Raw genomic sequence first — 13,084 nt, forward strand, 5'->3', positions numbered from 1 at the left:
TTACTTACCTTGCGCTATTACGTCGTTGACTGCTTTTTCTGCATTCTTTAATGCAGTATCAACATTTACTTCGCCAGAAAATGCTTTTTCCATTTCCTTTGCGAATGCCAACGAAATCTGTGGATATAGTTTGGTGTTCGGGCGAGTATGAGCAGTTGCCATTTGTTCAATGTATGGCAGCAAGCGAGGCTCTTTCTTCTCAACCCAAGAACGATACTCTGCGTTGCTAGCTGCACTCTTTGTTGCAGGCAGGAAGCCGGTAGATTCACACCAATCAAGAACTTGTTTATCTTGCAAGAACCAAGTCACAAATTCAGCAGCGGCTTTTACTTTTGCATCATCATTATTAAATAGCATTGCCTGTTCTCCGCCAAGGTTAGTAGATGGCTTACCACCTTCAGGGGTTGGCAATGGCGCTGCAGCAAAATCAAACGGCGGATCAGCAGCCCAAATACCTACCATCCATGAACCTTCCTGCGCAGAACCACCTTGACCTTTTTCAAACTTGCCCCATCCAGCATATGGGCTCACTCCACTTTTAATAAGATCCATCCAGAAGTTTGCAGCTTTCTTACCTGCAGGAGTGTTAAATGCTGCAGCAGAGTTATCTTTCTTTAAGAATTCGCCACCAGCTTGCCAAAGATTGACTTGGAAGTTCCAGGTAAGAGCCTCACCGCTGTCTCCTGCTTCAGTTGGCAAATCGTAACCTGGAAGACCAGTCTTATCTTTAATCTGCTTGGCCATTTGCTTTAATTCATCCCAAGTTTTTGGCGGCTTATCTGGATTTAAACCAGCCTTCTTAAATACTGTGCGATTGTACATGTACGCAAGATTATTGGCTGACATTGGAACTGATACTAAATGACCGTCAATTGAACCGAAATTCTTTAATGCTGGGTTAATATTATCAATTACTTCAGGCTTGAGAAGCTTTTTTAAGTCTGCAGATTTGCCAATTTGCGCCATTTGAGGCATCCAAATCAAATCACCTATGGCCATATCAGGCAAAGTATTTGACGTAGCAGATGCACGTAATTTTGTTAAGAAATCAGCATTAGGAACATTTGTAGTTTTAATCTCAATGTTCTTGTGCGAAGCATTAAATGCTTTTACTTTTTTATCGAAAGCATCTGCATTAGCACCATCCCAGTAGTGCCAAACAGAAACGGTCGTTTTACCTTGAGTATTACTTGTAGAGCTTGTGCCGCCACCGCATGCAGTAAGAGACAGCGCAGCAGCGAGCATCATAGAGATTGCTCCAAACTTTTTTAGTTTCAACATCGTTGTTCTTCCTTAGAAATATTTAGAGAAACTTAAAGGTTCTTGGACATACCGCCCAATGAATCATTTGATATATAGCAACGCCAGACTTATGCTGCAAACAGCGTCGTTTACTCCTTTCACTCATGAACAACCACTTTTGCTAATGCCTCAACATCGAGCATTAGACGCGTGCCTTTTGTATCTTGCTTTACTGGCTAAGCGAGAATTACTTTAGATTGCACATTATTTTGTTCGTTATTGAAATATACTAAATCGTTCCAATAAATAAGTCAAGTGCGCGTTTTAACAAAAATCGCCATATCTTGTTACGTAAAATACGCATCAAAATATGGCGATTATTATGACGTCTACGCGACGCTACAAAACTTTAGGATTGCTCACTAAAATTAGGTTCATCAACGTTCGACGTAGCGAAGTCAGCAGGCTCGTTAAACTCAGCATTGTTTGAAGAATAATCATCGTCGCTAGCAACGCTGCCTTCAAGATCCGGGCCAGCAGCCGCACGAGCCACTTCTTCCATACCTTTGTTGTCGCATAAAACCATGCGCACATAGCCAACAACAAATCCAACAACAGCTGGGCAAACCCAAGCCATGCCAAATTCCGAGAACGGCAACCAGTTTTGAGCAACAATCAACATATCGTTCATATGCAATGCGTCGCGCAAAGCGTTTGGCAAACTATTCAAAAAGTCAAATACAGCTGCAATGCCAGTAAAACCAAGCGTCCAAGCGTACACGACTTTGGAATTTCCAAAAAGTCGACCGCACAAAGCCAAAAGAATAAGCACGATTGACAGTGGATACAAGAACATTAATACTGGAACAGCGTATTCGATGATTGCGCTCAAACCAAAGTTTGCAAGGCCGAACGAAACAAGCGTAATCAACACAGCCCAAACACGGTAGCTAGGGCCCTTAGGGAATAACTTAGAGAAAGTTTCCGAGCAGCTTACGATTAAGCCAACCGCAGTCTTTAAGCATGCAAGAGTTACAGTTGCAGCAAGCACGAATAAGCCAACGTTACCAAGATGGTAGCGTGCAACTTGCGCCAAAGTTACGCCACCGTTTTCCGCAGGTGGGAACAGCGCGCGGCTACGCACGCCAACAACAACAATCGCAACATAAATCACTGCCATAAGCAAGCAGCTAAAGAATCCAGAACGAGCAGTATTCACTGCCACATCTTTAGGATCCTTTACACCAAATTGGCGAATAGTACTAACAACCACAATTCCAAATGCCAAGCTAGCTAAAGCATCCATTGTGTTGTAGCCATCTAAGAATCCTGTAAAGAATGACTTATTAACGTAATTTCCCATAGGAGCAGCATCCGCAGAAGCGCCACTTACAGGAGAAAATAGTGCTGTAAATACCAAAATCGCTAGGAACACAAGGAAGATTGGCGTAAGAACTTTACCAACCCACGTAAGTATGCCGCTTGGCTTCATAGCAAAGAAGAACGCAAGCGCAAAGAACACTACTGAGAACAAGAATAAGTAAAGCTGACCGTTTCCATCTTGCGGAACAACGCGCTCTAAGCCAACAGTGTATGAAGTTGTTGCGCAGCGTGGGATTGCAAAGAATGGGCCGATTGTTAAATACAGCACACAAGTGAAGAACATGCCGTACTTTTTGCTAGCTTTGCTTGAAAGCTCAAAAAGACCGTTTGCGCGGCTCATTGCGAGTGCTGTAACGCCAAGCAATGGCAAGCCAACGCCAGTAACAATAAATCCTAATGCTGCAGGCGCAGAATTAGTGCCTGCATTAGCTCCAAGAAACACAGGGAAAATCAGATTTCCTGCGCCAAAGAACATGCCAAACAACATGACCGCCACGTATGCGGATTCAATAATTGTCAGGTTCCTTTTTTTCGGGGCACTGTCTGTGCTGACACTTTGTGTTGTGACGCTCATGCTTACACCTCCTATATGGTGAAAAATTGTTTAAGCATATTATTCAGCCAAATCCCTGACTTTCTTGTGGATTTAAAGCGAAAATAATATTAGGGGGTATCTTAATAAATCACATGTACTTAATCGGCATAAATTTACAATCTCGCGCGTGTCTTCTTATCAAAAAATAAGTAGGACGCTGGCATATTACCAACGTCCTACTTAATCAAAAAATGCTATACGTTTTTGCTCTAAACCTTATATAAAATAAGCAAAATCACATCTTTTCTGGAGCAGAAACACCAAGCAAATCAAGCCCTTCTGCAATTACTGTGCGCACAGCAGAGTTAAGCTTAAGCCTGGCTGCAGCACGAGCCGGCTCTGGGCACTTTGCAATGCGAGCCGCCTCACGCTCTTCTTCTGGCAAGCGATTTTCTGGGTCGCTTAACTCCATTGGCACTACGCGCTCAAGGTTGTACCACTTGTGGTAGCTTGCGGCCAAATCCTCAAGATAATGCGCAACGCGGTGAGGAGCGCGCAAATCGCCAGCTTGTGCCAAAGCAGCAGGCCATTGCGCCAAAGCAGCCAGCACTTCGCCATCTGCCTCGGTGTTAAGCAAGCTTAAATCAGCGCCATCTTGCGTAATTCCAGCATCCGCAGCGTTACGAGCCACATTGCAGCTGCGCGCGTGAGCGTATTGCACATAATACACAGGATTATCGTTGCTGTGAGAAGCGAGCAAATCCAAATCAATATCAACGCTTGTGTTGTAGTCAGTGCGAGCAAGCGAGTAGCGCGAAGCGTCAACACCAATTGCATCAACTAAATCGTCAATAGTAATAACGTTTCCAGCACGCTTACTCATGCGCACAGGCTTGCCGTCTTTCATAACGTTTACAAGCTGGCCAATAAGAATCTGCATATTTTCGCCAGGATTATCTCCAAAAGCAGCGCACATTGCCATCATTCGGCCAATATAGCCGTGATGATCAGCGCCGAGCATGTAAATTGCTACGTCTGCAGGATTCTGATCACGGTGACGCTTGTTGCGATAGTATGCAATATCTGCAGCGAAGTAGGCGTAATTGCCGTCGGACTTAATAATTACGCGATCCTTATCGTCTCCATGCTTGGTGGATTCAAACCAAGTTGCGCCATCTTTTTCAAAAATATCTCCACGCTCACGCAAGTCTGTAATAGCGCGCTCAACTTCGCCATCTTCATACAGGCTGTTCTCGTGGAACCACACGTCAAAACCAACACGAAAATCGCGCATTGACTTGCGAATTTCCGCAAACATCATTGGAACTGCGCGCTTTCGGAACTCTTCTCGCTGCTCGGAATCACCTTCGCCAAGCGGCAAGCCTTCCTCGTCTTTACCAAGATCGACTCTAGGCAAAGAAAGAATATCAACGCCGTCTGCTTGCGATTCTTTTATAACAGCATCCGCGATTTCGTTAATATACGCGCCTTTGTAGCCGTCTGCAGGCGTTTCTTCGCCATGAGCTGCAGCAACTAAAGACTTTGCAAAACGGTTGATTTGCTCGCCGTGATCGTTGAAGTAGTATTCGCGCACAACTTTTGCGCCGTTCGCTTCCAAAACTCGAGCCATGGAATCGCCAACCGCAGCCCAGCGAGTTCCACCAATATGAATTGGACCAGTTGGATTTGCGGAAACAAACTCAAGATTCAAAGTTTTGCCGCTTAAATGCGTATTTTTCCCAAAATCCGCGCCCTGCTTTAAGACTTCGTCAACAACAGCCGCGGCAGACGCAGAATCAAGCGTTATGTTAATAAAGCCAGGGCCTGCCACTTCTACGCGCGCAATACCTTCCGCATCTTGCAAACGCTCGGCAAAAAGTTCCGCTAAATCGTGAGGCTTCATACCAGCTTTTTTAGCGAGCTGCATAGCAACGTTCGTAGCCCAATCGCCGTGCGCGCGATCTTTTGGTCGCATAACTGCAAGTTTTTCGGCAGCAGGAATCAAATCTTCTGTTAGACTGCCAGCTTTACCGCTTGCTACTAAATCTTTAGCAATTTTTTCAATTAATTCACTTAAGCTTTCTGGATTCATGGTTTACAGTCTAGCGTTACCGCGCGATGCTTAGCGATTAAATACACAAAAAGCGCTGGAGTCGAAGGTTGACTTCCAGCGCTTTTGTTTTGCGATTAACTATTTTCGATTACTGGCGATTACTTCTTTTTTGCAGGAGCTTCGCCGAGTTCGCTTTGAGCAACAGAAACGTTTACGTTAGTTGCATCAGATTCCGCAGATTCAGAATCAGAAGAATCTCCAGCATCTGCAGCCTTAACAGCGTTAAGCTTTACTTCTCCAGTAACGCGACCCGCTTCCGCAACGTCTCCCAAAGTCTCTTCAACAGACTTGTAAGCGTTTTCTGCAACGTTCAAAGTCACTTGCAAAATAGGAGTCTTCATAGAAACTTTTGCTTCAGACTTAATCTTTCGCAAAGTAGCCAAAGCCTCGCCCGCGTAAGCCAAAGTGTCTGCAGAAACACCGTTTGCAGCAGCCTCATATGCCTTAGCGCATGGCCAGCTTGCACGATGCACAGAACCTTCGCCGTCGTGCATCCAACTCCACACTTCTTCCGTAGCGTAAGGCAAGTAAGGAGCAAGCAGGCGAGCCAAAGCGTCGAGCGCAAGACCAAGAGTTGTGCGAGCAGACTTTACAGCAGCTTCACTTGGAGTGCGTCCAGTGGATTCTGCAGTACCGTAAGCACGATTCTTTGCAAGCTCGATGTAATCGTCGCAGAACTCCCAGAAGAAGGTTTCGATTGCTTCCAAAGCCTTGGAATGCTCGTAAGATTCAAGCGCATCAGTTGCGGTACGAATAACGGATGCAAGCTTTGCCATAACAGAGCGATCCAAAACTTCCGTAACGTTTGCAAAATCCCAATCCGCGCTAGCAGGCTCCAAAACTTGATGTTCATCGTTTTCTCGGCCAATCGCGAGCGCAAACTTAGTAGCATTCAAAAGCTTAATCGCAAGGCGGCGGCCAATCTTCATCTGGCCTTCGTCGTAAGTTGCATCCAAGCCAAGTTTTGCAGAAGTCGCCCAGTAGCGCACAGCATCCGCACCAAACTCTTCAATTGGCTTATTTGGTACAACAACGTTTCCCTTAGATTTAGACATCTTCTTGTGGTCTGGGTCCAAGATCCAGCCAGAAAGCGCAGCGTGCTTCCAAGGCAAGCAGCCGTTTTCAAGATACGCGCGGTCAACCGTGCTAAACAGCCAAGTACGAATAATATCCTGGCCTTGTGGACGCAAATCCATTGGGAAAGTAGCCTTAAACAAAGCCTGGTTTTCCTCACCTGGCTCTTCCCAACGAGTCACAATTTGTGGAGTTAAGGAAGATGTGGCCCAAGTGTCCATAATGTCTTGCTCGGCAGTAAAGCCATTTGGCTGGTTACGCTGAGATTCATCAAAGCCTTCTGGAACGTCAATAGTTGGATCGATTGGCAAACGATCTTCGCTAGGAGTCAAAGGATGCTCGTAATCCACTTCCCCATTTTCGTTTACTGGGTACCAAAGTGGGAATGGCACACCAAAGAAGCGTTGGCGAGAAATAAGCCAGTCGCCATTCAAGCCATGAACCCAATTCTCGTAGCGCACGCGCATAAAGTCTGGGTGGAAGTTAAGTTCCTTGCCGCGCTCAATAAGCTCAGCGTTTAACTTTTCGTCCGTACCGCCGTTCTTTAAGTACCATTGGCGAGAAGTGACGATTTCCAAAGGTTTATCGCCCTTTTCGTAGAAGTTCGTCATACGCTTTGTTGGCTTTGGTTCACCTTCCATTTCTCCAGCAGCTTGCAAAGCTTCAACAACTTCTTTACGAGCGGAGAAGGTGGTTTTACCAGCAATTTTCTCAAACATTTCACGGCCAGACTCGTCCGTAATCCAATCAGGAGTTGTCATCACGATGCGACCGTTTCGCTGAATGATTGGTCGAGTTGGCAAACTCAAGTCGCGCCACCACTCGACGTCTGTTACGTCACCGAAAGTGCAGCACATTGCAATGCCAGCACCCTTGTCCATTTGAGCAGCAGAATGAGCCAAAATCGGAACCTTCACCTTAAATAGCGGTGAGTAAACTTCCTGACCAAAGTACTTCTTGTAGCGCTCATCTTCTGGATTTGCAATCAAAGATGTGCAAGCAGCAAGTAATTCTGGGCGCGTAGTTTCAATATAAATTGGCGTACCATCTTCGAAACGGAACGCAATCTTATGGTAGAAACCAGGATATTCGCGCGATTCAAGCTCAGCTTGAGCAACAGCAGTCTGGAATGTAACATCCCACAAGCCTGGAGCATCTTTCTGATATGCTTCTCCGCGAGCAAGATTGCGCAAGAATGCTTTTTGTGCAACTCGGCGAGGCTGCTCGCCAATCGTGTGGTAAGTTTGCGACCAGTCCACAGAAAGACCGAGCCTACGCCACAAAGCTTCAAACAGCTTCTCATCTTGAGAAGTTAAGCGTTCGCAAAGCTCAATAAAGTTCTGTCGGCTTACAGGAACCTGATCTTTCGCCTCAATCTTCTTACCTTCAGTGCCTTCAAAAGGCGGCTTAAAATCAGGATCATATTTAAGCGAAGTGTCTACGCGCACGCCGTAATAGTTTTGCACGCGACGCTCTGTTGGTAAGCCGTTATCATCCCAACCCATTGGGTAGAACACGTCAAAGCCTTGCATTCTCTTATAACGCGCAATCACATCCGTATGCGTGTAAGAGAATACGTGACCTACGTGCAAGTGGCCGCTAACGGTTGGAGGTGGAGTATCAATAGAATATACGGCCTTGCGGTCGCGGGAATTGTGGAAAGCGTAAGTCTTGGCTTCTTCCCAATTATTACGCCACTTGTCTTCAAGACCATCAACACCAACCTTGTTAGGCAATGGTGTTAAATGTGCGTGTTTTACTGCGTTATTATCCTGTTCACTCATGAACTGAATATTAGAAACTCAGTTCGACAACGCAAATCTTACGCTTTCTACTTCACGCTTACATCGTGCAATGGAAGCAGCTGATCAGTCATATTCTTTGTGTAACCGCTTATATTAGATTTCACAGCCATTATGCTTTTACGAGCATAAAGCCAGTGTGCTGCAGCATTATTGCTTACTTCACGCGCATAAGCACGAACGTTTGCTTCATATTCGGAAGCATTTCTTGAGTGGACTGCATTCGCCCAAGCCTGCTGAGCTCGAGAATCCTGCAAAACAAACGGAGATCCGCTTTCTGCAAAAGCACCTTCATCTAAAGTATTACTCAAAGTTGTAAGAGCAATATCATATTTGCCTTCGCTTATACGCTGTTGCAAAGTTTTTTGATCAACCTCTTCAAGATTGACCTTAAAACCACTTACAGAGCTAATTTGCTTAGACAGTTCGCGGCCAACATCGCCTTCGCCCTGCGAAACAAGGAAGCTAATAGTTCCTAAATAACTTGAGCTGAAGTAATGGAAAAGTGGGCCAGCTTTTGCAGGATTATAAGGATACAATCCAGTTAAATCTTCATATCCTGTTGAAAGAGGGTCAATAGGTCCACCTACAGGAACACCACCATTACCATCGGCAGACATCACTGTTTGCACATTCATAGCGTATCTAGCAGCTTTACGCGCTTGCTCATCGCAGAAAATAGATGCAACAGTCGAGTTAAATGCAAGGAATCGAACGCGAGTGCTTTGGCCTTCAACCATTTTTGTATCCGCAATAGCAGCAAGACGCTTGTTTTCATTGCCTTCAAGCGGAACAGCCATCTGAATATTGCCTTTTTCCATAGCATCTGCCAAAGCGGTATCACTATCAAAATATTGCAAAGTAATACTTGCGCAAGATGCAGGCGTACCCCAATATCTATTGTTGCGCACAAGCACCAAAGAATGTCCTTTATTGTAACTGCTAACAGTAAAAGGACCAGTTCCTAAAGCACCATTCGCATAATCAATAGCAACAGCTTTAGTGTCATACACTATTCCAGCTCTACCCGAAAGTCGACGCAAAAGTAGAGCGTTAGGCTTTGTGAGCGTAAAAACTACAGTATGATTATCTGGGTTAGCAACTGTTTTAATAGTGTTTAAAGCTTCATAACCTGGATAATTATTAGTAATTCCTTGCTGCAATGATTGCAACACAGAATCAGAATTCATAACGTCACCGTTGGAAAATCGCACACCTTGGCGCAAATTAAAACGATACGTTAATCCATCTTGAGAAACATCCCAAGATTGTGCCAAGCCAGGCTGCAAACTGTTATCGTCACCACGTTTTACGAGAGTTTCATACACGTTGCCAATTAACGCCTGCTGCAAAGAATCGCTGCTATCTTTACGAATATCAAGAGAATCCGGAGCCGTTCTTAAACCGACTTTTAACACCGAATTACCAGCAGGATGCGTAAAAGAATCAATAGGCGAACGCCCTTGGTATATCTGCCATCCAAGCCACAAAACACCAATCATTACTACAGAAACAACCATGAATACAACCCATGGAACCCAACCTGCACTAGAACGACCATGAGATGATCTGTAAGTACGATATGCGTATTTGCCTGTTCTTGACATAGTTCATAGTTTATATCAACAACTGAATGTAGAACAACACGCAATTGCCTTAAACGAATGTATTTGACGAAGGACATGTTGTTTTTAGAGGGCATGAAGCGCATTTAGGATTGCGAGCAGTGCATATTTTTCTGCCGTGCAAAATAAGACGGTGAGAAAGATTAGTCCAATCTGCAGGCTCAAAATAAGATGTTATTTCCTTCTCAATAGATTCTGGATTTGCATACTTTTTAGACTTATTGCAATCTTTACGCCAACCTAAACGGTCTGTGACACGTATTACGTGAGTATCTACAGGGAAACCAGGCAATCCAAAAGCGTTTCCTCTAACAACATTAGCCGTTTTACGACCAACTCCAGGCAAAGATGTTAAATCTTCCATTCTTGAGGGAACTACGCCATGAAAAGCGCTTTCCAAACGTACAGACAGCGCAATAATATGCTGAGCTTTTACTCGATAAAATCCAAGAGGTTTAATAATAGATTCGACTTGCTCAACTGAAGCCGCAGAAAGCGAACGTGAATCTGGAAAAGTATCAAAAAGTTCCGGAGTTACAGAGTTAACTCGCTTATCGGTTGTTTGAGCGCTTAAAACAGTAGCAATAAGCAGCTCAAAAGGATTAGAAAAATTAAGCGCACATTTAGGATCAGGTATTTCCTTGCAAAGAAGATCATACTCTTCGTGTATACGCGCAAGTTTTTCCTGTTTTGATTCTTTCATACTATAAATTTATAAGTTCGTTGAAGAAGAATCTGCATCGCTTGGAGCATCTTCATTCGCATCGCTATTTTCTTCCGCTTCAGACGGATCAAAACGATACCCAACATTTCTTACCGTACCAATTAAATGCTCGTACTCAACACCAAGCTTAGCGCGAAGACGTCGAATATGAACGTCAACCGTTCGAGTGCCACCGTAGTAGTCATATCCCCAAACTTCCTGAAGCAAATGTGCTCTAGTAAACACTCTCCTAGGATTCTGCACAAAATACTTTAGTAATTCAAATTCTTTATAAGCTAAATCAACAGGATGGCCATGCAAACTCACGGTATAACTGCGCATATCAACAACAAGATCACCCGAGCGCATTGTTCCATCGTCAACAGCAGAATCACTAATTTGAGAATCTTGAGATTGCGCAAACGACCCATTACTTGCAATACGCTGAGAAGCTAAGCGCAATCTTCCTTCTACTTCTGCAGGGGAAGCGCTTGTAAGCACAACGTCATTAATATTCCACGAGGAATTTACTACAGTAAATCCACCTTCTGTAAGAACTAATACGACTGGAACTGTAATATTTTCAGCGCGCAAAAGAGTGCATAAAGATTTAACCAAAGCCAAATCTTCACGAGCATCAATTAGAAGAACTGTTTGCGCAGGAAGTTTAGATAAACTCGCAGAATCTAATGAAAGGACGCGCACTCTATGAGAAAGCAGCGCTAGCGAAGGCAAAACAGTTGCCGGAGAAGCGCACGAAGTCATCAACGTAATATCGGTCATGTGATGCCTCCATCCAACAAATAATGCAATGCCAAATACAAGCCTTTACAGGAATTGTAAACCATGCTACGAAAAATATCGACTTACCTTTAATTTATTTCGCATAAAGTTGCGTCAACAATATAGCAATCCAAAAGTTCTGTGTAATCAACAATCGCAAAAAATAAGTGCAGGTTGTAAGCTACATTAGTAATAAGAAATAAGTAATATGTAGCAAGTTTATACATATATTACTATTCATAAGAGCGAATATTTACCTTAAATAGGAGTGCTATGAGCGACGAAACACATATCTGCAATAAACAAGTGCAGAACGATGCTACTTCTTGTACTAGCACTCAAAAACAAGCACATATTCCTCACACTAATTTTCTAGCAATGATTGCAAGCCAGATTTTTGTTGTGATACTAATTGCAGGAGCATCTGCACTACCAATAGCAACAGCAAAAATAACTCTTGTTGTGTGTGCGCTTATACTTTTAACTTTCCTTACTTTTTGGCCGCTGCACGGAAATGTTATTGATCGAGCTATTGCTTTACTATCCTGCATAGCTTCAGCATGGTGCGCAACTCTTGCGCTAAAAGGCTGGCTTCCACAAAGCGTTATTATTGACAATGAAACTGTTTCAATGAGTAAATTCATTGCAGCAATACGACCTTATGAGCGTTGGGCTGTGTCGTTTGCGCTAATTCTTGTAGCAGCAACATTCATAACTTTCTTAAGACAAATGCTGCGCGAAAACCGCACAAATTTAGTTAGAAACCTTTCTCACACTCTAACAGCAAGTATTGCTTGTGCAGCTCTTCCTGGCTGGATGTTTTTGCCTTCTATTATTAGATTTATGCCATCTTTGCGCAACACAGACGGCGGAATATTTGTTGCTGCACTATGCATATTGATGGTGATTTTGATTTCCGGACTTTCGTATTTGTGGGTTAGGAATAATTGCAAAAATTACTACGAAAATAACGTAACTCGCGACGTTGCTATTTCGTTACTTCCAATAATGTTTTCAGGAATGTTGATTTATATTGCGGGACTTGGTATGCTGGTAGTTGCATGAAAATGCATTATAGGTTTCCCCTGTGAGTTTATTTTTTTAACTATTTTTTCCATGAACTCGCAGGGGATTTTTTATTCAGAAAGCAAAACCTACTTTTCGCTTTCTGCCAAACGCTTGCGAGCTTCGACGATTTCCTTCTCAGCCTGCTCTACACCAGCCCAGAAGTCACCAGGAAGAACTTCCTTGCCTGGCTCCAAAGCCTTGTACTGCTCGAAGAAGTGCTTAATTTCTGCCTTGTGATATTCGTTCACATCATCAACATCCTTAATGTCGTCGAAACGAACATCTGCTGGAACGCACAAAACCTTATCGTCTCCGCCAGCTTCATCAACCATGTGATACAAACCAACAGCGCGGCACTCAACAACGCATCCTGGGAATACGGAGTTTGGAATCATAACAAGAGCGTCAAGAGGGTCGCCATCTTCGCCCAAAGTTCCTTCAATGTATCCGTAATCATCTGGGTAACCCATTGCAGTGAAAAGCGTGCGATCCAAGAAAACACGACCGGTTTCGTGATCCACTTCATACTTGTTCTTAGAACCACGTGGGATTTCTACCACAACGTTAAAAGTTTCTGCCATTTTGGCTCCTTTATTATCTTTAATAACAATTGACACAACTGTTATATTTCACTTTAGCGCGCACTAAAGAAAGCATTATTTCAAAACACGCTTTGAGGTTCAAAAGTGTCGAAAGACACAGTTATTATGGCTCTGTTTTACACACAATATGTGCACACACAAAAGCATGGTTGAC

General features: G+C 43.8%; 9 protein-coding genes. 1 reads left to right on the plus strand and 8 read right to left on the minus strand.

What is annotated here, in order from left to right; translation table 11 throughout:
- The 7 genes from HXT52_RS05265 to HXT52_RS05295 all read right to left on the minus strand — a co-directional run bounded on the left by HXT52_RS05265 (position 1) and on the right by HXT52_RS05295 (position 11,260).
- Positions 1-1,281 (minus strand): ABC transporter substrate-binding protein, encoded by a 1,281-nt coding sequence (locus HXT52_RS05265; RefSeq protein WP_421775859.1) that lies wholly within the window; start codon positions 1,279-1,281, stop codon positions 1-3.
- A 370-nt stretch (positions 1,282-1,651) separates the two neighbouring features.
- Positions 1,652-3,199, minus strand: a complete 1,548-nt coding sequence (brnQ, locus tag HXT52_RS05270) for a branched-chain amino acid transport system II carrier protein (protein ID WP_421775860.1) — start codon at positions 3,197-3,199, stop codon at positions 1,652-1,654.
- Between the two features lie 256 nt (positions 3,200-3,455).
- Entirely contained in the window at positions 3,456-5,252 is a 1,797-nt protein-coding gene (gene argS / locus HXT52_RS05275) for an arginine--tRNA ligase (protein ID WP_421775861.1), read from the minus strand.
- 119 nt (positions 5,253-5,371) lie between these two features.
- Positions 5,372-8,131, minus strand: coding sequence for a valine--tRNA ligase (valS, locus tag HXT52_RS05280; protein ID WP_421775862.1), 2,760 nt, complete (start codon positions 8,129-8,131; stop codon positions 5,372-5,374).
- Positions 8,132-8,178: 47 nt separating this feature from the next.
- Positions 8,179-9,669: an ABC transporter substrate-binding protein gene (locus tag HXT52_RS05285; RefSeq protein WP_415704092.1), complete on the minus strand. Its 1,491-nt coding sequence runs from the start codon at positions 9,667-9,669 to the stop codon at positions 8,179-8,181.
- Positions 9,670-9,805: 136 nt separating this feature from the next.
- Positions 9,806-10,477: an endonuclease III gene (gene nth / locus HXT52_RS05290; RefSeq protein ID WP_421775863.1), complete on the minus strand. Its 672-nt coding sequence runs from the start codon at positions 10,475-10,477 to the stop codon at positions 9,806-9,808.
- Between the two features lie 9 nt (positions 10,478-10,486).
- Positions 10,487-11,260 carry a winged helix-turn-helix transcriptional regulator gene (locus HXT52_RS05295; RefSeq protein WP_421775864.1) on the minus strand — a complete coding sequence of 258 codons (774 nt, stop codon included), beginning with the start codon at positions 11,258-11,260 and terminating at the stop codon, positions 10,487-10,489.
- Positions 11,261-11,533: 273 nt separating this feature from the next.
- Between HXT52_RS05295 and HXT52_RS05300 the strand changes: the two genes are divergently transcribed.
- Positions 11,534-12,325, plus strand: coding sequence for a beta-carotene 15,15'-monooxygenase (locus tag HXT52_RS05300; RefSeq protein ID WP_421775865.1), 792 nt, complete (start codon positions 11,534-11,536; stop codon positions 12,323-12,325).
- Between the two features lie 89 nt (positions 12,326-12,414).
- On the opposite strand, the gene HXT52_RS05305 is transcribed toward HXT52_RS05300, so the two are convergent.
- Positions 12,415-12,909, minus strand: coding sequence for an inorganic diphosphatase (locus HXT52_RS05305; protein WP_119521433.1), 495 nt, complete (start codon positions 12,907-12,909; stop codon positions 12,415-12,417).
- Positions 12,910-13,084: the final 175 nt, after the last annotated feature.

Origin of the sequence: Gardnerella sp. KA00288, from assembly GCF_049244085.1 — a bacterium.
In the GTDB taxonomy this organism is placed as follows: domain Bacteria; phylum Actinomycetota; class Actinomycetes; order Actinomycetales; family Bifidobacteriaceae; genus Bifidobacterium; species Bifidobacterium greenwoodii.

Bases quoted from the DNA above. Each gene is read 5' to 3' on its own strand.
- argS (WP_421775861.1), bottom strand. From the start codon at position 5,252: ATGAATCCAGAAAGCTTAAGTGAATTAATTGAAAAAATTGCTAAAGAT.
- HXT52_RS05285 (WP_415704092.1), bottom strand. From the start codon at position 9,669: ATGGTTGTTTCTGTAGTAATGATTGGTGTTTTGTGGCTTGGATGGCAG.
- nth (WP_421775863.1), bottom strand. From the start codon at position 10,477: ATGAAAGAATCAAAACAGGAAAAACTTGCGCGTATACACGAAGAGTAT.
- HXT52_RS05300 (WP_421775865.1), top strand. From the start codon at position 11,534: ATGAGCGACGAAACACATATCTGCAATAAACAAGTGCAGAACGATGCT.
- brnQ (WP_421775860.1), bottom strand. From the start codon at position 3,199: ATGAGCGTCACAACACAAAGTGTCAGCACAGACAGTGCCCCGAAAAAA.
- HXT52_RS05305 (WP_119521433.1), bottom strand. From the start codon at position 12,909: ATGGCAGAAACTTTTAACGTTGTGGTAGAAATCCCACGTGGTTCTAAG.
- valS (WP_421775862.1), bottom strand. From the start codon at position 8,131: ATGAGTGAACAGGATAATAACGCAGTAAAACACGCACATTTAACACCA.
- HXT52_RS05265 (WP_421775859.1), bottom strand. From the start codon at position 1,281: ATGTTGAAACTAAAAAAGTTTGGAGCAATCTCTATGATGCTCGCTGCT.
- HXT52_RS05295 (WP_421775864.1), bottom strand. From the start codon at position 11,260: ATGACCGATATTACGTTGATGACTTCGTGCGCTTCTCCGGCAACTGTT.